This window comes from Rhodopseudomonas palustris (assembly GCF_013415845.1).
Classification (GTDB): domain Bacteria; phylum Pseudomonadota; class Alphaproteobacteria; order Rhizobiales; family Xanthobacteraceae; genus Rhodopseudomonas; species Rhodopseudomonas palustris_F.
On record NZ_CP058907.1, the window covers coordinates 115,047 to 138,971 of the forward strand.

Annotated in this window: 21 protein-coding genes; 11 read left to right on the plus strand and 10 right to left on the minus strand. The window is 65.7% G+C overall.

Features of this window, described 5'->3' with window-relative positions; translation table 11 throughout:
* Positions 1-30 precede the first annotated feature (30 nt).
* Positions 31-1,572 (plus strand): MocR-like pyridoxine biosynthesis transcription factor PdxR, encoded by a 1,542-nt coding sequence (gene pdxR / locus HZF03_RS00530; protein WP_119018875.1) that lies wholly within the window; start codon positions 31-33, stop codon positions 1,570-1,572.
* 15 nt (positions 1,573-1,587) lie between these two features.
* Here the strand turns inward: pdxR and HZF03_RS00535 are convergent, their stop codons facing one another.
* Genes HZF03_RS00535 through budC form a run of 4 tightly spaced genes read right to left on the minus strand, consistent with a single transcriptional unit; the run spans position 1,588 to position 6,562 of the window.
* Positions 1,588-2,796 (minus strand): ABC transporter substrate-binding protein, encoded by a 1,209-nt coding sequence (locus HZF03_RS00535; RefSeq protein ID WP_119018876.1) that lies wholly within the window; start codon positions 2,794-2,796, stop codon positions 1,588-1,590.
* A gap of 19 nt (positions 2,797-2,815) precedes the next feature.
* Positions 2,816-3,856 (minus strand): zinc-binding dehydrogenase, encoded by a 1,041-nt coding sequence (locus HZF03_RS00540; protein ID WP_119018877.1) that lies wholly within the window; start codon positions 3,854-3,856, stop codon positions 2,816-2,818.
* 29 nt (positions 3,857-3,885) lie between these two features.
* Positions 3,886-5,634, minus strand: a complete 1,749-nt coding sequence (locus HZF03_RS00545; RefSeq protein WP_119018878.1) for a thiamine pyrophosphate-binding protein — start codon at positions 5,632-5,634, stop codon at positions 3,886-3,888.
* Between the two features lie 40 nt (positions 5,635-5,674).
* Positions 5,675-6,562 carry a meso-2,3-butanediol dehydrogenase gene (budC, locus tag HZF03_RS00550; protein WP_234832267.1) on the minus strand — a complete coding sequence of 296 codons (888 nt, stop codon included), beginning with the start codon at positions 6,560-6,562 and terminating at the stop codon, positions 5,675-5,677.
* Between budC and HZF03_RS00555 the strand changes: the two genes are divergently transcribed.
* Positions 6,514-7,326, plus strand: a complete 813-nt coding sequence (locus tag HZF03_RS00555) for a TetR/AcrR family transcriptional regulator (RefSeq protein WP_234832263.1) — start codon at positions 6,514-6,516, stop codon at positions 7,324-7,326. The two genes, budC and HZF03_RS00555, sit on opposite strands and share 49 nt — an antisense overlap.
* A 52-nt stretch (positions 7,327-7,378) precedes the next feature.
* On the opposite strand, the gene HZF03_RS00560 is transcribed toward HZF03_RS00555, so the two are convergent.
* Together HZF03_RS00560 and HZF03_RS00565 are read right to left on the minus strand one after the other, a co-directional pair.
* Positions 7,379-8,179 (minus strand): sulfite exporter TauE/SafE family protein, encoded by an 801-nt coding sequence (locus HZF03_RS00560; protein WP_234832264.1) that lies wholly within the window; start codon positions 8,177-8,179, stop codon positions 7,379-7,381.
* Positions 8,176-9,687 carry an aldehyde dehydrogenase family protein gene (locus tag HZF03_RS00565; RefSeq protein ID WP_119018881.1) on the minus strand — a complete coding sequence of 504 codons (1,512 nt, stop codon included), beginning with the start codon at positions 9,685-9,687 and terminating at the stop codon, positions 8,176-8,178. Before HZF03_RS00565 ends, HZF03_RS00560 begins: the two co-directional genes overlap by 4 nt.
* Before the next feature lie 211 nt (positions 9,688-9,898).
* Here HZF03_RS00565 and HZF03_RS00570 point away from each other — a divergent pair, with 211 nt between their 5' ends.
* Entirely contained in the window at positions 9,899-10,306 is a 408-nt protein-coding gene (locus HZF03_RS00570; protein ID WP_119018882.1) for a nuclear transport factor 2 family protein, read from the plus strand.
* Positions 10,303-11,697 (plus strand): NAD(P)/FAD-dependent oxidoreductase, encoded by a 1,395-nt coding sequence (locus HZF03_RS00575; RefSeq protein WP_119018883.1) that lies wholly within the window; start codon positions 10,303-10,305, stop codon positions 11,695-11,697. The genes HZF03_RS00570 and HZF03_RS00575 overlap by 4 nt, the downstream gene beginning before the upstream one ends.
* A 111-nt stretch (positions 11,698-11,808) precedes the next feature.
* Here the strand turns inward: HZF03_RS00575 and HZF03_RS00580 are convergent, their stop codons facing one another.
* Positions 11,809-12,117 (minus strand): hypothetical protein, encoded by a 309-nt coding sequence (locus HZF03_RS00580; protein ID WP_179906238.1) that lies wholly within the window; start codon positions 12,115-12,117, stop codon positions 11,809-11,811.
* A 384-nt stretch (positions 12,118-12,501) separates the two neighbouring features.
* Here HZF03_RS00580 and rfbB point away from each other — a divergent pair, with 384 nt between their 5' ends.
* From rfbB to HZF03_RS00615, 7 genes are all read left to right on the plus strand, one after another.
* Positions 12,502-13,563 carry a dTDP-glucose 4,6-dehydratase gene (rfbB, locus tag HZF03_RS00585; protein ID WP_119018885.1) on the plus strand — a complete coding sequence of 354 codons (1,062 nt, stop codon included), beginning with the start codon at positions 12,502-12,504 and terminating at the stop codon, positions 13,561-13,563.
* A 25-nt stretch (positions 13,564-13,588) separates the two neighbouring features.
* Positions 13,589-14,146 (plus strand): dTDP-4-dehydrorhamnose 3,5-epimerase, encoded by a 558-nt coding sequence (gene rfbC, locus HZF03_RS00590; RefSeq protein ID WP_119018886.1) that lies wholly within the window; start codon positions 13,589-13,591, stop codon positions 14,144-14,146.
* Positions 14,147-14,150: 4 nt separating this feature from the next.
* Entirely contained in the window at positions 14,151-15,044 is an 894-nt protein-coding gene (gene rfbD, locus HZF03_RS00595) for a dTDP-4-dehydrorhamnose reductase (protein ID WP_119018887.1), read from the plus strand.
* Position 15,045: 1 nt separating this feature from the next.
* A complete protein-coding gene (rfbA, locus tag HZF03_RS00600; protein WP_119018888.1) occupies positions 15,046-15,921 on the plus strand; it encodes a glucose-1-phosphate thymidylyltransferase RfbA in 876 nt (291 codons plus the stop codon).
* 91 nt (positions 15,922-16,012) lie between these two features.
* On the plus strand, positions 16,013-16,903 hold the full coding sequence (locus HZF03_RS00605) for a hypothetical protein (protein ID WP_119018889.1): 891 nt from the start codon (positions 16,013-16,015) through the stop codon (positions 16,901-16,903).
* Positions 16,904-16,995: 92 nt separating this feature from the next.
* Complete coding sequence (locus HZF03_RS00610) at positions 16,996-19,275, plus strand: ATP-binding protein (RefSeq protein ID WP_119018890.1); 2,280 nt, start codon at positions 16,996-16,998, stop codon at positions 19,273-19,275.
* Positions 19,268-20,908, plus strand: coding sequence for a potassium channel family protein (locus HZF03_RS00615; protein WP_119018891.1), 1,641 nt, complete (start codon positions 19,268-19,270; stop codon positions 20,906-20,908). The genes HZF03_RS00610 and HZF03_RS00615 overlap by 8 nt, the downstream gene beginning before the upstream one ends.
* 6 nt (positions 20,909-20,914) lie before the next feature.
* On the opposite strand, the gene HZF03_RS00620 is transcribed toward HZF03_RS00615, so the two are convergent.
* The 3 genes from HZF03_RS00620 to HZF03_RS00630 all read right to left on the minus strand — a co-directional run bounded on the left by HZF03_RS00620 (position 20,915) and on the right by HZF03_RS00630 (position 23,905).
* Entirely contained in the window at positions 20,915-21,739 is an 825-nt protein-coding gene (locus HZF03_RS00620; protein ID WP_119018892.1) for a phosphodiesterase, read from the minus strand.
* Positions 21,736-22,560 (minus strand): phosphodiesterase, encoded by an 825-nt coding sequence (locus tag HZF03_RS00625; protein ID WP_119018893.1) that lies wholly within the window; start codon positions 22,558-22,560, stop codon positions 21,736-21,738. Before HZF03_RS00625 ends, HZF03_RS00620 begins: the two co-directional genes overlap by 4 nt.
* Positions 22,561-22,624: 64 nt before the next feature.
* Positions 22,625-23,905, minus strand: coding sequence for an ABC transporter substrate-binding protein (locus tag HZF03_RS00630; RefSeq protein WP_012493940.1), 1,281 nt, complete (start codon positions 23,903-23,905; stop codon positions 22,625-22,627).
* Between the last annotated feature and the right edge of the window lie 20 nt (positions 23,906-23,925).

A 23,925-nucleotide genomic window follows, 5' to 3' on the forward strand; every position in this document is an offset into this window, starting at 1 on the left:
CTAGCACAGCTCAGATTCCAGGAGTCCACTGTGGCACGCACGCCTAATGGCGGTGCAATTGCCTCTTCAGATGCCGCCGCATTAGGCAAAGACGAGTTATTCTGGGGCGCGTTGTTTCGCGGCCTCAACCGCGGCGGCTCTTTCCTGCAATTGCAGATTCGCCAGATCATCGTGACGGCGATCGAGGATGGCCGCCTACCGCTCGGCATGAAGATGCCGTCCAGCCGCGATCTCGCCACCGTGCTGAAGGTGTCACGTAACACCGTGGTGATCGCTTACGAGCAGCTCGTCGATCAGAACTTTCTGGTTTCGCGGCAGCGCAGCGGTTACTTCGTCGCCGGCCTGCCGAAGAAATTCGCCACCGAAGCGCCCGGCCTCGCCGAGGTCACCAGCCGCGGCGACGAACACTGGGTCGATCGCTTCGCGGTGAGGCCGTCGGCGCATCGCAACATTGTCAAGCCGCTCGACTGGCAGACGCATCCCTACCCGTTCATCTTCGGCCAGTTCGATCCGAGTCTGTTTCCGACCAACGACTGGCGCGAAAGCGCCCGCGCCGCACTCAGCGTTCCGGAAATCAACAACTGGGCCCGCGACCTGATCGACGGCGACGATCCGGCGCTGATCGAGCAGTTGCAGCTCCAGGTGCTGCCACGCCGCGGCATCCATGCCCGCGCCGACGAGATCATGATGACAATCGGCGCTCAGCACGCGCTGTATCTGATCGCGACGCTGTTCATTAACGGCCAGACCAAGGTCGGCATCGAAGAGCCGGGCTATCCGGACGCCCGCAACATTTTCCGGATGCTGACGCCCAACGTGGTGCCGCTTTCCGTCGACAGCGAAGGGCTGGTGCCGGACGCGATGTTCCAGAGCTGCGCGCTGGCTTATGTCACCGCCAGCCATCAGTGCCCTACCGCCGTGACAATGCCGCTGCCTCGCCGCATCGAGCTGTTGAAAGCCGCCGCGGCCGGCGACGTGGTCGTGGTGGAGGACGATTACGAAGGCGAATTGATGCCGGAGTCGGCAACGCTGCCGCCGCTGAAGAGTATCGATCGCGCCAGCAACGTCCTCTATGTCGGCAGCCTGTCGAAGGCGCTGGCACCAGGCCTGCGGCTCGGTTACGTCGTCGCTCCCGCCCCGGTGATCCGCGAATTGCGCGCCCTGCGTCGGCTGATGCTCCGGCATCCGCCGCTCAACAATCAGCGCGTCGCCGCGCTGTTCATCGGCCTCGGCCACTATCGGGCGCATCTCGCCCAAGTCGGTCGCGTGCTGCTTGAACGCGCCAAGCTGCTCGACCAGTTGCTGCCGAAGCATCTGCCGAGTTGCAGTTTTTCGCGCGGTCCGGGCTCGACCAATTTCTGGGTGACCTGCCCGACTTCGATCGACGCGACCGCTCTGGCCCAGGCTGCGCTCGAACAGGGCGTCGTGATCGAACCAGGCGCCGTGTTCTCGATGGACGAAACCGCGAGCCGGCAGTGTTTCCGACTCGGCTTCTCGTCGATCCGCACGGACCGGATCGAAGTCGGCATCCAGCGCCTCGGCGAAGTCATCGCCCAGCATCTGAAGGCCTAGCGGTCCGCGCCGCCGCTACGCGCCCAGCACGTCGCCGAACCGCACCCAGGCCTTACCGTCCCATTTCTGCAGCTGCACTTGTGTCAGCGGCCGATAGTCGGTCGGGCTGGTGTTGACGCGGATGCCGGGCAGCAGCGTCGGCAGCTCGACGTCCTTCAAATTAGTCGCCTGTGCCATGATGTTTTCGCGCGTCCAGCCGTCGCCGCACTGCGTCAGCACCTTCACGAGCGCGGACGCCACCGTATAGGCGTAGAGATTGTAGAAATCATCCTTGTTGCCTTCCGGGAAGTAGCTCTGCATGAAGGCGAGGAAATCCTTGATGCCCTGATCGTCCTTCCAGGCCGGATCGGCGACATCCTTGAGATAGGCCGACGAGATCACGCCGACCGCGTTCTCGGGACCGGCCGGGCCGATCGTGCCCGCATAGGACGACGAGCCGCCGGTGATGTAGTGGCGGACCTGCCAGCGCGTCTCCGCCACCTTACGGATCGCCTGTGCGGTGAACTTCGCGGTGGTGCCCGAGATCAGGGCATCCGGCGCGGCGGCACGCAGCTGCAGGATCTGGGAATCGATCGTCGGATCGGAGGTCTCGTGCGAGATGGTCACGAGCTGGCGCGACTCGCGCTCGCCCAGCACATCCTTGGCACCGAGCACGAAGTCCTTGCCGAAATCGTCGTTCTGATACAGAACCGCGAACTTCGCGTCCGGCTTCTCCGCCAGCATATGCTTGACGAAGATCGCCGCCTCGGTGCGCGCGCTCGGCGCGAAGCCGATGCTCCACGGATGCGCCTTGTAGTCGCTCCATTTGTCGCCGTTCACCGACAGAAACAGATGCGGGATCTTCTTGGCGTTGGCGTATTTGACGATCGCCGAATTGGTCGCGGTGCCGAGATTGCTGAACAGCAGCGCGACCTCGTCGCTCTCGACGAGCTTGCGGGTCTGCTCCACGGTCTTGGCCGGATTGAAGGCGTCGTCGTAATAGATGAAGTCGATCTTGCGCCCGGCGATGCCGCCGCGATCGTTGATCATCTTGAAATATGCGGCCTGGCAACGCGCCTGCACCCCATAGGCCGACACTGGACCGCTCTGCGGCGAGGTGCTGCCGATGCGGATGCTGGTCGGCGTGATGCCGGTGGTGTCGGCGGCCTGCGCTTTCATCGATGTCGCCACCAGCATGGTGGTAGCGGTGCCGAGCAGAAAGCAGCGGCGGTCCATGGCGGTCATTAGGCTTTCCCCCTTGTTGTTATGTGCCAGATCCCTGGTCCGGCCGCACCAGCACCTTGATTAGTGACTTCTCAGCGCGCAGCCGGTCGAAGATCTCGGGAAGCTCACTCAGCGACACAACGCGCGAGATCATCGCGGCGGCGGTCGCAGCATGCTCCTCGAGATAACGATTGACGTGATGGAAGTCGGCCATCGTGTAGCCGAGCACGAATTTGAGCGTCGCTTCCTTGCGGATCGCGGCGCGCGGCAGAACCCGGTCCTCCGTCATGCAGACGCCGACGATCACGGCCCGGCCGCGCAGCGCCATGACGTCGATGGTCTGCTGCAAAAAGCCGGGCGCGCCGACGCATTCGAACACGATGCTCGGCGCACCGAGGCCGAGCCGACCGAGCGCGGTCGGCAGATCTTCGGCGATCGGATCGATCGCCGCGACGGCACCGACCTCCAGCGCGCAGGCACGGCGGTTCGGATCCGGCTCGCTGACCACCACCCGAGCGGCGCCGGCATCGCGCGCCATCAGCACGACGCCGAGCCCGATTGGCCCGCCACCGATCACCAGCACGTCGGCGCCCTGCATCGGGCCGCAGACATCGACCGCATGGCGCGCAACGGCCAGCGGCTCCATCAGCGCGCCGTCGCGCAGGCTGACTTTATCGGGCAGGCGGATCGCCTGCCCGGCGCGAATCCGCACGTAGTCCGCATAGGCCCCCGGCAGGTCGGGACGGAAGCCCATGAAGCTGCCGTTGGCACAGGCCGCATCGCCGCCGCCGCTACAAGAGCCGCCGGCCGCGCAGGCGTCGCATAGCCAATACGGGTTCGCCGCGACGCGGGCGCCGACCGGCCAGTCGGGCGCGGTCGACTGCACGATTTCGCCGGTGAATTCGTGCCCCATTACAGTGCCGGACTGCAGCATGCCCGGCGTCTCGGCGGCGTGCAGATCAGAGCCGCAGATGCCGGTGAACGCCACCTTGAGAAGCAGTTCGTTTTCGCCCAGCGCCGGCGCGGCGACGTCGCGGACGACGAGCCGCTCGCCGGTTTTCTCGAACACTGCAGCCTTCATTTGATCGCCTCCGCGCTGATGTGAGCCGTTCACGCCTGCGGACGGATCGGGATGTTCTCGTAGTAGGGGATCATGATCTCGCGCTTCTCGTCACTGATCGTGCCGAGCGCCGCGACGGTGACCGGATGCACGACGTCCGGATCGATCATGATCTCGACGCAGGATGGCTGGCCCGACGCATAGGCACGAGCGATCGCGGGCTCGATCTCGTCGAACGCGGTGACGCGCTCGGCGTGGCACCCGAACGCCGCCGCGACGCTGGCGTAGTTGGTGCCGCGTAGCTCGCTGATCGCGCTATAATTGGCGCCGTACATGATCTGCTGGCCGTGGATCGACATGCCCCAGATCTCGTTGTTGAGCACGATGGTACAGATCGGCAGACGATGCCGGCTCATCGTATCGAACTCCTGGATGTGGAAACCCATCGCGCCGTCGCCGGTGATCTGCATTACCCGTTTGTCCGGATCGACCAACTGCGCTCCGATCGACTGGCCCGGCCCGGTGCCGAGGCAGCCGAGATAGCCGACGCCCTGGACGTGGCCCGGCTGATTGGTGCGGAGATGGAACGCGGCCCAGCTCGCCGCCTCGCCGCCGTCGAGCACGATCGCGGCGTCCGGCCCCGCCGCCCGAACCGCGGCTTCCGCGGCCCAGAACGGATGGATGCCTTTTGGTCCTTGCTTGTTCGGAAACATGTCGAGCATCTTGGCGGGTGCCTTGGTCACCGCCTCGATCCAGGCCGGACGCTGCGGCCATGTTTCGGCCGCGGCGGCGGCGCGCAGTGTGGTCAGCGCGGCGCCGACATCGGCGACGATCGGCAGTTCGACATGGCGCAGCCGGCCGAGCTCAGCGGCGTCGCTGTGCACCTGAATCAACTTGGCATCGTCGGGAAAGAATGCGGTGCTGCGGCCGGCGAGGCGGAAGCCGAACCGGGTGCCGAGTAGCAGCGCGGCGTCCGGCCGCCGCGCCGACAGCAGTGCCAGATTGCCGACCACCTGACCGTTCAGCGGATGGCTGCTCGGAAACACGCCCATGCCCCGGGTGTTCGACACCACCGGAATCTGCGTGGCCTCCGCTAGCGCGACGAGGTCGTCGCGGCAATTCGAATAGCGCGCCTCACCGCCAACCACGATCACTGGCCGCTCGCTCGCCCTCAGGATCGCGATGGCAGCCTTGATCTCCTCCGGATGCGGCGCCGGGCGGGGATTGATAGTGAGGCCGTGCGCCGGACGGACGTCGTCCTTGTGGGCGCGCATGTGCAGCACGTCGATCGGCACATCGAGCAGCACCGCGCCGCGGCGACCCGTCGTGGCCTTGCGGATCGCCAACGCGGTAAGGTCCGGAATGCGTTCGGTGTTGGTGATGCGATGCGCATACTTCACCATCGGCAGCGTGACGGCGATCTGATCGACGCCGCCCTGCAGCGCATTGGTCTCGGCCTCGCGCAGCGGCGGCGAGCCGACGATGAACAACGTCGGGATGCTGTCGAGCTGCGCGTTGAGAATCGCCGTGACGCCGTTGGTGAAGCCGGGGCCGGCGGTAATCACGCAGACGCCGAGCTTGCCGGTGGCGCGGGCATAGCCGTCGGCGGCGTGGCCGGCCGAGGATTCGTGGCGGAAATCGACCAACCGGATGTCGTTGGCGATGCAGCCACGATAGAAGGATTCGAGGTGGCCGCCGTGCAGGGCGAACACGGTGTCGACGCCGGCGTCACGAAGTGTGCGGGCGAGCAGTTCGCCGCCCTCGAGCCAGTCGCCGGCCGACGAAGTCGCTGCGGACATGGGTGTTTCCTTTTCTCGTTGGTCTGCGCGGAGGGGCGGTTCAGGGCTTGGGCGCCAGGTGCCCGAGGAAGTTCGGCTGCCCGGTTCGGGCAGTCAGCCCGCCATCGACCGCGAAGGCGACGCCGGTGATGTAGGACGCATCGTCGGACGCGAGGAAAGCGATCGCGCCAGCGATTTCTTCGGGCGAACCGGCGCGGCCGAGCGGGATCAGCCGGTCGTACTCGGCCATCACCGCTGCGTTGTCGCGCAGCTTCAGCGACAGCGGCGTCGCGATGAGGCCGGGGCAGACCGCGTTCACGCGAAGGCCGTCGCGGCTATAGTCGAGCGCCATGTTGCGGGTGAGATTGATCACCGCGCCCTTCGCTGCGTTGTAGGCAGCGAAGCCGTAGTCGCCGAACAGACCGGAGATGGAAGCGGTGTTGACGATCGTGCCGCGGGCCTTGATTAGATGCGGGATCGCGGCGCGACTTGCGTGAAAGATCGAATCTACGCAGATCCCGAACACGCGGTGCCAGGCTTCCGGCGTCACCTCGGTGATGCGGCCGAACGCGCCCATGCCGGCATTGTTGATCAGGATATCGAGCCGACCCCGCTCGCGCGCGGCTCCGTCAATTAGCGCCGAGACCTGCTCGGGTACGGTGACATCAGCCACCACCGTCGAAATCCGCTCAGCGACGTCGACCAAAGATTCGGCCTGTCGGCCCAGACCGTCCTGATCAATATCCGAAAGATAGACATACGCGCCTTCCCGCGCGAGACGGGCGGCCGTGGCGGCGCCAATGCCCGATGCTGCTGCCGTGACGACAGCGACCTTGCCGTTGAAACGCATGGTAATGCGTCCTCCCGAAATCCGCGCCGCTTGGCGGCTGCGGTGTGACGTTGACCGCCACTTTTTATATAACGCGTTATACAGATCGCGAACGTGCACCGTCAAGCCTCTATCCGGGCCGGATCGCCGCAGGCAATTTCGCGAAGGCCAAGCGAGCGATTACAACAGTCAGCTCAGGTAACTGGCACAGGACTGACCCATTGCCCCCACGCGAGCAGACACGTGAAGAGCTCCGTCAGAAGATCATCGCCGGCGCGCGCGCGTTGCTGTCCGAAACCGAATCGGCGGAATTTTCGATGCGGGCGCTGGCCGCCCGGGCCGACGTCGCACATATGACGCCCTACAACGTGTTCGGCTCGAAGCAGGCCGTGCTGCTCGCGGTGCTGGATGCCGACATGGCCGACTTCACCCGCGCGGTGCAGGAGCGCGACGTCGCCGATCCGCTGTCCGAACTCTATGAAGTGGTCGGCCTGTGCGCCGAGTTCTGGTTTTCCGAGCCGGTGTTCTACAAGACGCTATATCGCGAACTGCTCGACTTGAAGGGCGCGCCGCATCAGGCGATGGTTACGCCGCTTCGCGACGGATTCTGGCGTCGTCTGACGCATGCGTTGGCGGAGCAGGGCTATCTGCAGTCTTTCGTCGCCGAGGAGCCGCTGGCGATGAACCTGCGCCGCATCGCCCTGCAGGCGATCAGCGTCTGGATCGCCCGCGATCTGTCGAAACGGGAAGTCGAGGCCGAGCTGGGTTATAGCATTTCATTGGCTCTGCTCGGCGTCACCGCGCCCGCCTCGTCCTCCCTCGTACTAACGCGACTGCTAAACTACCAAGCCATAATTGAGGAGGCGGGTGCTCGAGACGGATAGATGCCCGTCAATGCGCGGAAAAGTTTGGTAGATCGCTGACAGACGTGCCACCTCACATCAGCTCGGAGAGCCCCTTCGCGGCACTCAGCAGCGCGACGCCGCCGAGGCTGGCGATGGAGACGCGGCGATGCAGCCGCTCGGTGCCGCGGCGGAACCCCTGTTCGCCGATCCAGGTCCCGAGCATCATCACGGGCAACGCCATCGCGGCCAGCCACAACACATTCACGGTCGCAAGGCCGACCAGTGCGATGCTGGTGAAGCCGGCGATCGACGTGGCGAGGAAGAACACCAGCAGCGACGCCCGCACCGCGACCGCGTGAAATGGCCCCGACATGTAATACACGATCGCCGGCGGGCTCGGCATCGCCGCGAGGCCGTTGAACAGACCGCACAGCATGCCGACCGCCGTCGTGACCGACCGCGATGGAATCTTCTCGATCGCAAAGCCGCGGCCGAGCACGACCACCGCCGCGGCCGTGATGGTCGCGATCACGATCCGCGCCACTGGCGCCGGCGCAACGCTGAGTGCCAGCGCTCCGATCGGCGACCCGATCACCGCGCCGACGATCAGCCAGCGCAGCGACGCCCAGTGACAGTCGCGATGATTACGGCGAAGATCATTGAGGCCGCCGAGCAGTTGCAGCAGCACGGCCACAGGCACGGCTTTGGCCGGTGGCATGAACATGCCCATCAGTGGCACGGCAGCGAGCGCGAAGCCGAACCCGGTGAAGCCGCGCAGCAGCGCGGCCGCCAGGACCGCGCTCAGCACGCCGGCGATCGCCATCGGCGACGGCAGCGTCGACCAGAAGCTCGCAGACGCCTCGGCGATCAGCTCGTGCATCGCCGTCGTCACCGCATATCGATGACGACGGTCTTCTTCTTGGTGAAGTGCTCGAGCATCGCCTCCAGCGACGCTTCCTTGCCGAGGCCCGACTTGCGGAAGCCGCCGTAGCTCAGATTCGGCTGGATGGTGAGATTCTGATTGACCTGGACGTAGCCGGCGTCGAGCCGCTGCACGGTGCGCAGCGCGCTGCGCAGATCGTTGGTCCACACCGTCGCGGCCAGGCCGAAGTCGCTGTCGTTAGCGCGCGCGATGACGTCGTCCTCGTCGTCCCATGGCTGCACGCAGACCACCGGTCCGAAGATCTCCTCGCGCATCAGCGGCGAATCCTCCGGCACGCCGGTGATGATGGTGGGCTGCAGGAACAGACCGTCCTTCAGATGCGCCGCACCGGGCAGCTCGCCGCAGCGATCCACTTTGGCGCCCGCGGTGCGCGCGCCGAGATCGATGTAGGATTCGACTTTGGCCTTCTGCCGCTGCGAGATCACCGTGCCGATATCGGTCGCCTCGTCCAGCGGATCGCCAATCTTCAGCTTGCTCACCGCCTCGCGCAGCGCCGCCACGAAAGCATCGATCAGCGAGGCGTGGACGTAGATCCGGCTGGCGGCGGTGCAGCTCTGGCCCTGACGGGTGAACCGCATGCCGGCGATCGCACCGGCGACGACCCGCGCCATGTCGGCGTCGGGGTAGACGATCATCGGGCTCTTGCCGCCGAGTTCAAGGCTGACCGGAACGATCTTCTTCGCCGCCATCTGATAGATCAACTCGCCGACCGCCTGGGAGCCGGTGAACGTCACCTTGGCGACCGCCGGATGCTCGACCAGCGCCGCGCCGCAGTCACGGCCGGTACCGCAAATCACGTTGAGCACGCCGTCCGGCAACAGCTTCGCCATCAGCCGCGCCATTTCGATGGTCGCGTATGGCGCCTCTTCGGAGGCTTTCACCACCACGGTGTTGCCCGCCACCAGCGCCGGGGCGATCTTCAGCATCATCAGCACCAGCGGCACGTTCCACGGCAGGATCGCGGCGACGACGCCGAGCGGCTCGCGGCTTGTGTAGGTGAGGATCTGCGGATCGAACGGCAGCGTCTCGCCCTTCAGCTCCGACGCGAGACCGGCATACATCGTGGTGATGTCGATCGCGGTCGCGACCTCGCCGCGGCATTCGGTACGGATCGCCTTGCCGGTTTCGAGCGCGAGCACGGTGGCGATCACCTCACTCCGTTCAGCGATTGCGCTCGCCGCAGCCGCAATCAGCTTGCCGCGCTGCCGCGCCGGCGTCGCAGCCCATCCTGGAAATGCTGCCGACGCCGCCTCCACCGCGCGAGCGACATCGTCACCGCTTGCGGCCGGCACCTTGCCGATCACTTGCCCGGTTGCAGGATCGATGACGTCGAGCGTGGCACCGCCGACGGACGGCACCAGCGCGTTGCCGATCAGGTGACGGGCCTGAAGTTGCGAGATCACCTCCGACACGGTGGGGGCGATGGCGGGATTGATGCGGGTGGCGATGTTGATCATCGCATCACCTTGGCGATCCGGCGCGCGCCGCGAAGGTCCAGCGCGCTCCAAGCCATTGGGCCAGACGCCAGCGCTTCGCGTCTGGTCCGCCGAGACCGCGCCATCTGGTTCTAAGGCGTGAGCTGCAGCTCGTGACACGCTTTGCACGAAGCTGCCGGCGGGTCCGCATCAATCACGGAAACGCTCGCGCGCCCACCACGATGGAATCGACATGTCCGATCTCGATACTCAGCGATTGCAGACGCTGGATCAGCTCTTCGACGCGTTCAACCGGCACGACGGCGCCGCGGTGATGGCCGCGATGACCGACGACATCGTGTTCGATGCCGCGGCCGGACCCGAGGCTTGCGGTCGCCGCATCGTCGGCACCGCCGATGTCCGCGCTGCATTCGAGATGACCTTCGCGACGTTTCCGGATGTGAGCTGGGAATGCACCCGCCACGCCGTGTTCGGTGATCGCGGCATCTCCGAGTGGATCTTCCGCGCCACCACCAAGGACGGCGGCAAGATCGAGGCCGAGGGCGTCGATCTGTTCGGCTTCCGCGGCGACAAGATCTTTAGCAAGAGCGCCTTCCGCAAGGATCGCCCGGTGCTGCCGGCAGCGGGGGCATCGGCATGAACAAGCCCGTGAAGACCCCACCGCTCGCCGCCTACGATCCGCATTACGACCCGCTGGTGAGCGAGGGCCCCGGTCGCAACCGCGACTACGCGCCGACATACTGGACCGCAACCTGCGGTCCGCTGCCGGAAGACGACGGCCCGATCAGCCGTGACACAGATGTCGATGTGGCGATCGTCGGCTCCGGCTTCACCGGCCTCGCATCCGCGGTGTTTTTGGCACGCGAACATGGCATCAAGGCCGCGGTACTCGAAGCTAATCGCGTCGCCTGGGGTTGCAGCACGCGCAACGGCGGCCAGGGCCAGAACGCCGCCGGCCGGCTGACGCGCTCGCAATGGATCGCGCGCTGGGGCCGCGATGTCGCGCTGAAGCTACACGCTGAAATCAGCGACGGCTTCGAGACGTTCGAAGAGCTGATCCGGCAGAGCCCGATCGATAGCGAGCCGCAGCGCGGCGGTCACCTCTACATTGCGCATCGCCCGCGCAACTTCGAGAAGATCGCCGCCGAGGCCAAAGTGCTGAGCGAGGTTTTCGGCGAGCCCACCAAGGTGATCTCCGCCGACGAGCTGCGCCGCGACTACGTCAACGAGGCCGAGGCGGTCGGCGCAACGCTGGAGCCGCGCGGCACCGGTGTGCACCCGGCCAAGCTCGCCTTCGGCTATCAGCAGATGGCCCGCGACCTCGGCGCCACCGTGCATCCAGGCAGTCCGGTGATCGAGATCGAGCACCGCGGCGGCGCGTTCTATCTGCGCACCCCGGGCGGCACCGTGAAGGCGCGTGCCGTCGGCATCGCCACCGGAGCCTACACGGCATCCGGCCTGACGCCGCTGCTGCGCGGCCGCTGCATGCCGATCCTGTCGAACTCGATCGTCACCCGGCCGCTGACTCCGGCGGAGCTCGAAGCCACCGGCTTCAAGACCAAGCTGGTGCTGACCGACACCCGCACGCTGCGTTATTACTACCGGCTGCTGCCGGACAACCGCATCCAGATCGGCAGCCGCTCTTCGATCACCGGGGCCGACGCCGATGCGCCGAAGCATCTGCAGCTCCTGATCGACGGGCTGCATCGCAAATTCCCGGCGCTGCAAGGCATCGAGATCGATTATTCGTGGTGGGGCTGGGTCGACGTCAGCCACGACATGATGCCGCGAATCTTTCAGCCCGATCCGGCGCAGAAGCTGGTCTACGCGCTCGGCTATGGCGGCAACGGCGTGTCATATTCGGCCCAGGCCGGGCGCCGCATGGCGCAGATGATCGCCGGACAGCGCTTCAAGGGCCAGGATCTGCCGATCTTCACCTCGCCGCTGCCGACCCACAGCTTCTCGCCGTTCCGCCGGATCGGCCAGCGCATGCTGTATCGCTGGTATCACTTCCGCGACGAAGCGGCGTAAGTCCCGCAAGGACAGTCTGAACCGAGACATGCGACCATGAAAAATCCCGGCAGGTCAAACCTGCCGGGATTTTTGAATTTCGGAAGCTGCACCGATGAGGCCAGACGCCGATCAGGCAGCCTTCTTGAGCGGCCGAACCGTCGCCGTCTTGGCGCGGCGGACGTCAGTCGCGGGCTGCTTGGCGCGCTTGTCGAACGCATCGCCCGCGGTCAGCACCACAAGCCCAGCAATCCCAGCGAACGCACCGGCCACCGCGACGGTGATCACCAGCGGATAGCCGAAGGTGTAGATCAGCGCGGCGCCGACCACGACGGCATTGAACAGGAAGAAGTACGGCGCCTCCGGGCTGCCATGCGCGGCATCCTTCACCAGCCAGCCGATGACGGGGATTTGGTAGAAGGCTTTCTTCAGGAAACTCAAGGCGCTGCTCCTCTGCCTGGACCGCTGCCATCGAAACGAGAGCTTTCCGGCTCTCGCGGCGGCCCCGCAGCGAGGGGCGTGGCACTGCAAACTTTAGTCTATCGCAACGCAGAAATTGTCAATCACGAATGCGACGGATTTGCATCAGTTCCCCGGCCGGAACCATGAAATCGGCAACTTTTCCGTGAACATACCGTGCCGCAACAGACGGAAGTTCCGCGGTAGGGAACGGGCGTCGGTGACCAGCTCGCGGTGAAGGTGCGAACAGAGCCCGGGGGCGGTAGGCATCCGAAGCCGGCCAGACTGGATCTGCTGCCCAACTGGCCAATGACAAGGTTCTGGTCCAAGGCTAGATTGCGCCCGCAACGACGCGCCAGGATATTGATGACAAAGCGCTTTCTCGTCACCGGCGGAGCCGGCTTCATCGGTTCTGCGGTGGTCCGGCGGCTGGTCGGGACCACCCCGTACGAGGTGCTGGTGGTCGACAAGCTGACCTATGCGGGCAATCTCGACTCGCTGGCGCCGGTGTCCGACGATCCGCGCTTCCGGTTCGTCCGAGCCGACATCGTCGAACAGAGCACAATGCGCCTGCTGTTCGAGGAGTTTTCGCCCGACGTGGTGATGCATCTTGCCGCGGAGAGCCATGTCGACCGCTCAATCGACGGCCCCGGCGACTTCATCCAGACCAACATCGTCGGCACCTATTCGCTGCTGCAGGCGGCGCTGGCGCATTGGCGCTCCCTGCCAGCGGCCCGCAAGTCCGGCTTCCGCCTTCACCACATCTCTACCGACGAGGTGTTCGGTTCGCTTGGTGCCGAAGGGCTGTTCCGGGAAGACACGCCGTACCAGCCGAAATCGCCCTACTCCGCCTCGAAGGCGGGGTCGGACCATCTGGTGCGGGCCTGGCACCACACCTACGGCCTGCCGGTGGTCATCACCAACTGCTCCAACAATTACGGCCCCTATCACTTCCCCGAAAAGCTGATCCCACTGACGATCATCAAGGCGCTGCACGGCGAAGCGATCCCGGTGTACGGCACGGGCGCCAACGTTCGCGACTGGCTGCACGTCGAGGATCACGCCGATGCGCTGCTGCTAGCCGCCGAGCGCGGCGAGATCGGCGAAAGCTATAATATTGGCGGTCGCAACGAGCGCACCAACCTCGAAGTCGTGCAGGCGATCTGCCGACTGCTCGACGAGCTTGCACCCGATGCGGCGATCGGATCACGGGCAAAGCTGATCAGCTTCGTCGCCGACCGACCCGGTCACGACGCCCGCTACGCGATCGATGCCAGCAAGGTCGAGCGCGAGCTCGGATGGCGTGCGCGCTACACTTTCGACGACGGCCTGCGCCAGACCGTGCAGTGGTATCTCGACAATCGGACGTGGTGGGAACGGGTCCGTTCAGGCGTGTACCGCGGCGAGCGTCTCGGCGTGGCCGTCTAACGACGAACGGAGCAACAAGAAGGCCATGCTGACAGTGACGTCCACCGCAATCGAAGCGGTGAAGATTATCACGCCCAGAGCGTTCGCGGATTCCCGCGGCTCGTTCGTAGAAACCTACAACAGGCAGCGCTTCGTCGATCACGGTGTTGCGCTCGAATTCGTCCAGGACAACCAATCGATTTCGGCGGCAGTCGGCACCGTTCGCGGGCTGCACTTCCAGAGCGCGCCGTTTGCGCAGGACAAGCTGGTGCGAGTGGCGAAGGGCCGTATCCTCGACGTTGCAGTCGATTTGCGCCGTTCATCGCCGACCTACGGCCAATGGGTCGCCGAGGAATTGTCCGCCGAGGACGGCAAGCAGTTGCTGATTCCGATCGGTTTCGCCCACGGCTTCTGCACCCTCGAACCCGACACGGTGGTGGCCTACAAGGTGACCAACTACTATTCGCCGCCGCATGATCTCGGCATCGCCTGGAACGATCCCGATCTTGCGGTACGCTGGCCTGTCACTGCCGATCAGGCGGTGCTGTCGGACAAGGATCTGAAGCTGCCGCCGTTCGCGTCACTGCCGAATTACTTCGAGTAGCACGGTGCGGATCGTCGTCACCGGTCGTCACGGTCAGGTCGCGCAGGCGCTCCACGAGCGCGCCGCGGGAGCAAATGCCGAGATCATCCTGCTGGCCCGGCCGGAGATTGACCTGACGCGCTCGAGCGAGATCGAAACAGCATTGAGCGCAGTCAAGCCGGACGCGGTCGTCAATGCTGCGGCCTACACGGCCGTTGATCAGGCCGAGAGTGAGCCCGACCTCGCTTATGCGATCAACGCCGAGGGTGCGGGCGCCGTGGCTCGCGCGGCCGCGAAACTCAGTGCCCCAATTGTGCAGCTGTCGACCGACTACGTGTTCGACGGCACCGGCGAGCGACCGTATCGCGAAACCGATCTGACCAACCCGCTCAGCGTCTATGGCGCCAGCAAACTGGCCGGCGAGCGCGCGGTGGCGGAAGCCGCACCCGATCATGCGGTGTTGCGGACCTCCTGGGTGTATAGCCCGTTCGGCAAGAATTTCGTCCGCACCATGCTGGCCCTGGCCCGGCAGCGCGATGAGGTGCGGGTGGTCTGCGATCAGGTCGGCTCCCCGACCAGCGCGCTCGATATCGCCGATGGTGTGCTGGGCGTCGTCCGGAATCTGCTGGCGGAGCCAACACGTTCCGATCTGCGCGGCATCTTCCACATGACTGCGGACGGGACCGCCACATGGGCCGCGTTCGCCGAAGCGATTTTCGCCGCATCACGAGCAGCCGGCGGACCATCCGCGAAAGTGATCCCGATTCCGACCACGGAGTATCCGACCCCCGCCAAGCGGCCGACGAATTCCAGGCTCGACAGCTCGGCGCTCGCCACCGCTCACGGCATTCGCCTGCCGCACTGGCGGCAATCGCTGCAGCCGTGTATCGAGCGGCTGCTAGCGCAGGACGCGAACTGACATGATCACCAAAGGTATCATTTTGGCCGGTGGCAGCGGCACGAGACTGCATCCGATGACGGCCGCGGTGTCGAAGCAGTTGATGCCGATCTACGATAAGCCGCTGATCTATTATCCGCTGGCCACGCTAATGATGGCCGGCATCCGCGATATCCTGGTGATCTCGACGCCCGCCGATCTGCCTCGATTCCAGCAACTGCTCGGCGACGGCGCCTCGTGGGGCATGTCGTTCAGCTATGCCGAACAGCCGAAGCCCGAAGGGCTGGCGCAGGCCTTCGTCATCGGCGCCGATTTCGTGGCCGGCCAGCCGTCCGCCTTAGTGCTCGGCGACAATTTGTTCTACGGCCACGACCTGATCCCTCTGCTGCAGAATGCCGCGCAGCATCCGGAGGGCGCCACGGTGTTCGCCTATCAGGTCAGCGATCCGGAGCGTTATGGCGTCGTCGAATTCGATTCCGATCAGGTCGCGTGCTCGATCGAGGAGAAGCCGGCACGGCCGCGCTCGAATTGGGCGGTCACGGGGCTTTATTTCTACGACCAGGACGTCGTCGAGATCGCGGCGAACCTGAAGCCCTCCGCACGCGGCGAGCTCGAGATCACCGACGTCAATCGTACCTACTTGGAACGCGGCAAGCTGCGGGTCGAAAAGATGGGCCGGGGGTTCGCCTGGCTGGACACCGGAACGCCCGATAGCCTTATAGAAGCCGGCGAGTTCGTACGCGTGCTCGAGAAGCGCCAGGGCTTCAAGATCTGCTGCCCCGAGGAGATCGCCTTCCGGTTCGGTTGGATCGATGCGCGACAGCTCGAACGTCTGGCGCAGCCGCTCGCCAAGAGCAATTACGGCGGCTACCTGCTCAAGCTGGCGGCGAACCCGTGAGCGGCGCAAGCCGCGTATCCGGACTTGCCCCGGCGAGCGAAGCTGCTGAGGACAGCGGGCGCGCCGCCCCCGACAAAACAGAGACTTAGCCGTGCCGAAGAAGCTCTCCGACTACACCCTCGCCGACTGGAAGCGGCTGCGCCCGCTGTCGCAGGGCCTGAAGACCGCGCGGTATAATCGGATTGACCGGCGCTATCGCCGGCAACCCGCCAAGGTGGGAGATCCCGCCGCGGTAGCCAAAATGATCACCGGCCGGCGCGCGCTGTTCACGGTGGCGTATCAGGACCCGCAGGCGATCGACCTGCAGATACCGCTGATCCGGCTGTTCGTGCCGGGTGCGCTGTACATCGTGGTCGACAATTCGCCCGATGACGACCGCGCCGCCGAGATCGAACGGATCTCTGCAGCGCACGGCGTGCCGTATCTGCGCGCCCCCGAAAATCCATGGCAGAAGAGCAGCCGCTCGCACGGCATCGTGCTGAACTGGATCTGGCACAACATCATCCGGCCGGGCGCGCCGGAGATGTTCGGCCTGCTCGACCACGACCTGTTTCCGACCGCCCCGGACGATCCGTTCGCGCCGCTCGCCACCCAGGACGTCTATGGTTACGTGCGCACTACCGAGCCACCGAGCGAGCGATGGTTTCTGTGGGCCGGCTTCACCATGATGCGGTTCTCCGCGGTGCGTGACCTGCCGCTCGACTTCGGCCAGGACTGGTTCCTTGGCCTGGATACCGGCGGCGGCAACTGGGGTCCCTTGTACAGCAAGCTCGACCTCGCCAAGCTACAGCAGTCTCCGTCACGCTTTGTGCCGTACCGGGAAGGTCTCGCCACCTATGACGGGCCGTTTCAATGGTGCGGCACCTGGCTGCACGAAGTCGGCCAGATGGGCGAGCCCGAGATCATGCGCGACAAGCGCCGGGTGGTAGTTGAGCTGCTGGCGCCGCATTTGGAGGCTGCGCGAAATCTGCCGCCTCGCTGATCCGAGTCAAAGCATCCGCCAGGGTACCGTCACAAGCTGTACCGTCAGGCGGACGCTCGAGCGGGTGACGGAAACACTGAGTGAGGACGTGGATGGGTGGGGCCGACAGCGGCGGCATCGTCACCGCCAGGAACGTCGACCTGTCGAGCTGCGACCGCGAGCTGGTGCAATATCCGGAGGCGATCCAGCCGCACGGCGCGATGCTCACCGTCGACGAGCAATCCGACCGGGTGCTGCACGCCAGTGCCAATTGCGCGGCGTTTATCGGCAAGCCGCCGGAAGCGGTGATCGGCGCCCCGATCGCCGCGGTACTCGGGGCGGGCTGGCACGAACTGCTCGGCTCGCTGCACCGGATGCCGCTCGACAGCGGCCCGGTCAACATCGCCCGCGAATCCTTCCTCGGCTCGGACCAGGGCTGGCATCTGTTCGCCCATCGCTGCGGCGGCCTGATCATCCTGGAATTCGAAAAGGCGGAACCGGAAGCCGCCGGCACGACGTCGAACCTGTATTCGGAAGTCCGTGCCGATCTCGCGGCACTTCAGGCCACCGAAGGCGTGCAGGCATTCTTCGATCTGGCGGTCGAGCGGATCCGCGCCTTCACCGGCTACGACCGGGTGATGGCCTACCGCTTCGCCGAGGACGGCAGCGGCCAGGTGATCGCCGAAGCGAGGCGGGATGATCTCGAACCGTATCTCGGGCTGCATTATCCGGCCACCGACATTCCGGCGCCGGCACGGCGGCTGTTCGCGCTGAGCTGGGTGCGACACCTGCCGGATGTCGGCTACACGCCGGTGCCACTGCTGGCGGCGAAGTCGCCGCTGGTGACCGGTCCGGTCGACATGAGCTTTGCGAGCCTGCGCAGCGTCTCGGTGATGTACACCGGGTACCTGAAGAACATGGGCGTGCAGTCGACGCTGGTGATGCCGCTGGTGAAGGAAGGCCGGCTGTGGGGCCTGATCTCGGCGATGCACCATGCCGCCCCTCGCCACATCTCGCACCAGATGCGGATGGCGGCAGAGTTTCTCGCCCATACGCTGTCGCTGCTGATGTCGGCGAAGGAAGACGCCGAGCAGTTCGAACGAAGCAGCGCCAGGAAGGCGGCCGCCGAGGCGCTCACGCGCTTGCTCGACAGCGAGGCCGACATCGGCGCGGCGCTCCACGCTGCCGGTGCACTCGATCTGCTGAGCGCGCTGATCGACGCCGGCGGCGTGGTCGTGCAGACCGGCGACGAAGTCACGACGCGCGGTGAGGCGCCCGCGGCCGGGCCGCTGCACGAGCTGACGACCTGGCTGCGCGAACGCGCCCGGCCGGTGTTCGCCACTGATCGGCTGCCGAACCTCGATCCCGCCGCGCAAGCCGTCGCCAGCCAGGCCAGCGGTGTGCTGGCGCTGCGACCGCTGCCCGATCAGCCGATGCTGATCGCCTGGCTGCGGCCCGAGCAGATCGAGGACGTGCAATGGGCCGGCGACCCGCGCAAGCCGGTCGAGATCAGCGAGGCGGACGGGATGCAGCGGCTGCGGCCGCGCAATTCCTTCGCACTGTGGAAGGAGAGCGTGCAGGGACGCGCAGTGCCGTGGCGTGACGACGAAAAGGACGCCGCCACGCGGCTGGCCGCCGCCATCGCCGAGATCGCCGCGGCCCGCAAAGGACGCATCGAGCGGATCAACCGGGCGCTGGATGCGTCCCACTCAGAGCTCAGCCGCTACACCGACGTCGCCTCCGCCGAACTCAAGGAACATCTGCGCGGCATCCACCATCTCACCACCTCGCTGCGCCGTCGCCAAGGCGAGGTGCTCGACGAGGAGGGCCGCCAGCAGGTCGCCACCATCCTGAAACTGACGCAGCGGATGGACGCGCTGGTCGATGCGCTGCTCGACCGCAGCCGAGGCGGCAGCGAAGCTGCCTCCGAGACGATCGACCTCGACGCCGTGGTCGATGACGCCCTGGCGCCGTTCGCGCGCCGGATCGCCGAAGACCGCATCGACGTACGCCGGCCAATGCGGCTGGGCACGGCACAGGGCCACCGCGAATGGATCGGCGAAGTGTTCACCAATCTGATCGGCAATGCCATCCGCTACAACGACAAGCCGGAGCGCTGGATCGAAATCGGCGTCGAGGACGGTTCGCCGCCGCGCTACTATGTGCGGGACAACGGCATCGGCATCGCCGATACCGATCAGCAACTGGTCTTCCAGATGTTCCATCGCGTCGACCAACCGGAGCAGAAGGCCGAAGGCGTCGGCGTCGGTCTGGCGATGACGCGCCGGATCGTGGCGCATCACGGCGGCCGGATCTGGGTGCAATCCCGCCTCGGCGAAGGCGCGACGTTCTATTTTACGCTCGCACCCGACGAGGAACGGCACGATGCGTAGCATCGTCCGTCTCGGGCTCTCCCGGCTACGCCCGCCGCTGATCCTGCTGGCGTTGGTATTCGCGGTGTCGACGCTCGGGCTGATGCTGATCCCTGGGGTCGATGCTCAAGGTCACCCGTGGCGGATGACGCTGTTCGACGCGTTCTATTTCGTCACCTACACGGCGACCACGATCGGCTTCGGCGAGCTGCCGCATCCGTTCACCAACCAGCAGCGCGGCTTCGTCACCGTCATCATCTATCTGTCGGTGATCGGCTGGGCGTGGCTGCTGGGTTCGCTGCTCAGCCTGGTCCAGGAAAAGGCGTTTCAGCAGGCGCTGGTCGACCGCCGGTTTCGCCGCGCGGTCGAGAAGCTCGATCAGCCGTTCTATCTGGTGTGCGGGCTCGGCGACACCGGCATGACGGTGGTCCACGCCCTGCGTCAGCTCGGCTGCCGGCTGATCGCGATCGACAAGGACGAGCGCACGGTGCAGCAGATCGAAATCGAGGAGCTGAACGGCAAAGCGCCGGCGCTGATTGCCGACGCTCGCTCACCGGAGACGCTGACGGCCGCCGGGCTGATAAAGGCAGAATGCAAAGGCGTACTGACGCTGTGCAACGACGATGAGGTCAATCTCGCCGTCGCGATCACGGCTTCGATCCTCCGGCCGGGCCTGCCGGTGATCGGCCGTGCCGACACGTCGGCGACGGCCGCGTCGATGAGTTCGCTCGGCACGCACCGGGTCATCAATCCGTTTCGCGAGTTCGCCGAACACCTGACGCTAGCGATGCGGGCACCGGACGTCTATCGGCTGATCGCCTGGCTGACCAGCGCACCCGGCGCCTATCTGTTTCCGAGCGCGCCGGCGCGGATGCCGGCCGCACCCGGCCATTGGATCGTGTGCGGCTACGGCCGGTTCGGCCGCGAAGTCGTGACCGCCGTGCAGCGCGGTGGTTTCACCGCGGCGGTGATCGACCCGGTCGGCTCACGGGTCGACGGTCATCACGCGGTCCACGGCCGCGGCGCAGATGTTGCGGCACTGCACGAGGCCGGCATCGGCCATGCGTCAGGTATCGTCGCCGGCACCGACGATGACGCCGAAAATCTGGCGATCGCGCTGGCGGCGCGGCGGCTCAAGCCCGAGATCTTCGTGATCGCCCGGCAGAACCAGCGCTCTAGCCGGATGCTGTTCGCCAAGCTCGGCGCCGACATCACCATGGTGCCGAGCGAAATCATCGCCAATCAATGTCTGGCCGCGCTGCGCACGCCGGAGCTGGCGGACTTTCTCGAAGCCGCACGCCACCAGGATGCGTTCTGGGCGTTCACGCTGTCGGAGCGGCTGCGCGCCGCGCTCGGCAACGAGACGCCGCAGTTCTGGAGCACGGTGCTCGACGCCGACCACGCACCGAACCTAGTCGGCAGTGACGGCGCGCTGAAACAGCCGCTGACCGTGGCCGAGCTTTGCGTCGATCCGGAGCACCAGGACGCTGCACACCCGCTGCGGCGGCGTGCGATCGTGCTGCGGCTGATCCGAGGCGATAGCACGATCGAGACACCCGCAGACGATGCTGTACTGCAGCCCGGCGACACGCTGCTGTGCGTCGGCTCCGCAGCCGTCCGTGCAACACAGCAGCGGCGGCTCGGAGGCCGCTGAGGCGCGTCAGAACGAGACGCGGTGCAGCGCGACGCTGTCGTGCAGCGAGAACAGCGGCCCGTCATACATGAACGAGCACTGGTGGATCACGATGCGGTCGGCCTCGACGCTGACATGGGCGTAGTCCGGCGGCTCGTGCGAGCCGGGGATATGGCCCTCCGCCACCAGATCGAACGCGACCTGATGCGCCAGCCCGCGCTGGATGTGAAACGGGATGCCGCGCCACACGCCCGAGATGGGCCGGTGCAGGTGCCCCATGAACAGATAGTCAGGCTTGCGGGTGCGGGCGATCACCTCCCATTCGGCGTCCGGATTGGCGAGCCGGATCGTATCCATGTAACGCAGCCCGGTGTCGAACGGCGGGTGATGCTGGAACAGCAGCAGCGGACGATCGGCCGGAGCTTCCGCCAGCGCGTGTTCGAGGAACGCCAGCCGCGCCTCGCACAACAACCCTTCATGGTTTGGCGCGGCCTCGTTCAGCGTGTCCAGCGTGACGATCGTCGCCGCCTCGAACACCTGCACGGTCTGGACGAAGCCGCTCGCATCGCGCGGCACGCCGGGGAAGAATTTGGCGAAGGCGTCGCGCTTGTCGTGATTGCCCATCATCAGGATGGTCGGCGCCCGCAATCCCGCCAGCACCGAAGCCAGATTGTCGTAAGCCGGCTCCTCGCCCCAATGCGCCAGATCGCCGGTGACGATCACGAAAGCGATGTCGGGATGCTCGCGGTTGATCCGCGCCACCGCGGCACTGAGCCGTTCGGCCGGATCGAGCCCGTAGATGCGGCGACCGCGGGCGACGAAATGCGTATCGGTGAGAACGACGAACTTCATCGCAGCATGGTCTCCCTGTTCCAGGCGTTGTAATCGGGCGAACCCTCGACCCGGACCTCGCCGGTGTAACCGAACTCGACCATGTGAACGGTGACGTAGTCGTCGCCGAAGAACACCACGCCGTAGGATTCCGGCAGATCGGACGCGCTCAGCATCCGGCGCTCGGAGAACAGCGGATAGCTGGCATGGTTGGTGCCGCGCAGCGAGCTGACCGGCACGCCGGCCACCGAGCCGGCCAGCGGCAGATGGCAATGGCCGAAGAAGATGTGCCGGATGCGGTCGCGATGCCGGCCGACGATCTGGCGGAATGCGCCATCGTCGAGCAGCCGGATCTGATCCATCGGGCCAAGATGCGTCGGCATCGGATTGTGATGCATGAACAGCAGGAACGGTCCGGGATGTTCGGCGAGCTGCCGAGTCAGCCACGCCCTGCGCGTCTCGCAATAACGGCCCGCATGGGTGCCGGCTTCGGCCGTGTCGAGCAGCAGGCAGCGACCGGCCGGCGTATCGCACACGCCTTGGACCAGCCCATCGTCGTCGGCGAATTCCGGAAACACGCTCAGGAAATTCTCGCGCCGATCGTGATTGCCGATGCACAGCCGCACCGGAATCGGAAACGCACCCAGCTGCGCCTTCAGCCAGCGATAGTCCTCGGCGTCGCCCCAATCCGACAGATCGCCGGTGATCACCATCAGTTCGGCATCGTGATGGTCGCGCAAGATATGGGTTAGCGCCCGCTCAAAATTCAGCCGCGGATTGCGACCGCCGATCGTGCCGCCCGGCGTGGTGAGGTGGATGTCGCTGAGGTGGATCAGTTTCATGGCCCGCTCCAAAACGTGACGCGACGGAGCGCTGGACGCGCTCCGTCGCCGGGAGGTTCTTGCGTTACTTGGCGGCGCCGACGGTCTTCGGCAGCAGGTTCTGGACGTCGCGGGTCATGTCGGCCAGCACCGCATCCGGCTCCTTGGCGCGGGCGCCGGAGACGATCGAGTTGAGATGATCCTTGATCACGTCGGTGATCTTCAGGCCGTTGTCGCCCGGGAACGCATACCACTTGGTCAGCAGCGCGAGCTGGCTGACCGCGGTGTAGTTGTTCGGGTTCTTGGCGTAGAAATCCTTCAGATAGACGTCGTTGGCGACCTTGTTGGGCGGCATGTAGCCGGTGGTCTCCGCCATGATCGCCGCGCCCTTCGGACCGGTCCAGAACTTCACCACTTCCCAGGCGGCATCGCGCTTGGCTTTGTCCTTGGCGGTGATCAGCACGACATTGCCGCCCGCCGGCAACCGGCCGTTCGGCTTGACGACGTCCGGGAACGCGATGGTCTTCAGCGCGAACTTGCCGCCGATCATGTCGGTGGTCTTCTTCAGGTCCGAGGTCGAGGTGATGTGGATTCCGGTCTTGCCGGCCGCGAAGGTGGCGCGCATCGACGGCTGGTCGAGATTCGGCATGCCGCCTTCGGTGACCAGGCGGGCGATGGTGCGCATCGCGAACTGGCCTTCGGGGCCGTCGAACGCCACCTTGGTTTCATCGGCGTTGAGCATGGTGCCGCCGCGTGCGAACACCGGCGCCTGCCACAGCCAGTTGCCGGTGATGTCCCAGGCATAGGTGATGCCGTTGGTGTCGGGGCCGAGCGCCTTGACCTTCTTGGCCAGATCCAACAGGCCGTCCCAGGTGGTCGGCAGGTTGTTCACATCGCCGCCGGCCTGTTTCACCAGATCGAGATTGACGTAGACGATCGGCAGCGAGATCGCGAACGGCAGCGCATAGACTTTGCCGCTGGCGGTGCCGATGTCGTACATCGCCTGATGGAAGCCCTGCTTGTCGAAATCCTTCTCGGCCGCGATGTAGCCATCGAGCGGCGCCGGAATGGTCTTGTCGACCAGCACGCGGATACGGTTCAGGCCCTGGAAGGTGACGTCCGGCAGCTGATTGGTCACCGCCTCGCGCAGCACCTTCTGGGTGGCTTCTTCGTACGACTCGTACGGCGCCCGGAACGTGACCTTGATCTCCGGATGCACCTTGGCGAACTCTTCGGCGATCCGCTTGTGGGTCTCGCTGAACAGTTCCGGATACGGGAACTGCAGCACCACTTCGGTCTGCTGCTGGGCGTGGGCGATGCCCGCAACCAGCGTCATCGCGGCTGCGGCGATCCATCTCTTCAGCATGTCGATCTCCTGTTGGGTTG

Excerpts from the sequence above, each read along its gene's own strand:
- HZF03_RS00535 (WP_119018876.1), bottom strand. The coding sequence starts at position 2,796 with ATGACCGCCATGGACCGCCGCTGCTTTCTGCTCGGCACCGCTACCACC.
- HZF03_RS00540 (WP_119018877.1), bottom strand. The coding sequence starts at position 3,856 with ATGAAGGCTGCAGTGTTCGAGAAAACCGGCGAGCGGCTCGTCGTCCGC.
- HZF03_RS00545 (WP_119018878.1), bottom strand. The coding sequence starts at position 5,634 with ATGTCCGCAGCGACTTCGTCGGCCGGCGACTGGCTCGAGGGCGGCGAA.
- HZF03_RS00565 (WP_119018881.1), bottom strand. The coding sequence starts at position 9,687 with ATGATCAACATCGCCACCCGCATCAATCCCGCCATCGCCCCCACCGTG.
- HZF03_RS00570 (WP_119018882.1), top strand. The coding sequence starts at position 9,899 with ATGTCCGATCTCGATACTCAGCGATTGCAGACGCTGGATCAGCTCTTC.
- HZF03_RS00575 (WP_119018883.1), top strand. The coding sequence starts at position 10,303 with ATGAACAAGCCCGTGAAGACCCCACCGCTCGCCGCCTACGATCCGCAT.
- rfbB (WP_119018885.1), top strand. The coding sequence starts at position 12,502 with ATGACAAAGCGCTTTCTCGTCACCGGCGGAGCCGGCTTCATCGGTTCT.
- rfbC (WP_119018886.1), top strand. The coding sequence starts at position 13,589 with ATGCTGACAGTGACGTCCACCGCAATCGAAGCGGTGAAGATTATCACG.
- rfbA (WP_119018888.1), top strand. The coding sequence starts at position 15,046 with ATGATCACCAAAGGTATCATTTTGGCCGGTGGCAGCGGCACGAGACTG.
- HZF03_RS00610 (WP_119018890.1), top strand. The coding sequence starts at position 16,996 with ATGGGTGGGGCCGACAGCGGCGGCATCGTCACCGCCAGGAACGTCGAC.
- HZF03_RS00615 (WP_119018891.1), top strand. The coding sequence starts at position 19,268 with ATGCGTAGCATCGTCCGTCTCGGGCTCTCCCGGCTACGCCCGCCGCTG.
- HZF03_RS00620 (WP_119018892.1), bottom strand. The coding sequence starts at position 21,739 with ATGAAGTTCGTCGTTCTCACCGATACGCATTTCGTCGCCCGCGGTCGC.
- HZF03_RS00625 (WP_119018893.1), bottom strand. The coding sequence starts at position 22,560 with ATGAAACTGATCCACCTCAGCGACATCCACCTCACCACGCCGGGCGGC.
- HZF03_RS00630 (WP_012493940.1), bottom strand. The coding sequence starts at position 23,905 with ATGCTGAAGAGATGGATCGCCGCAGCCGCGATGACGCTGGTTGCGGGC.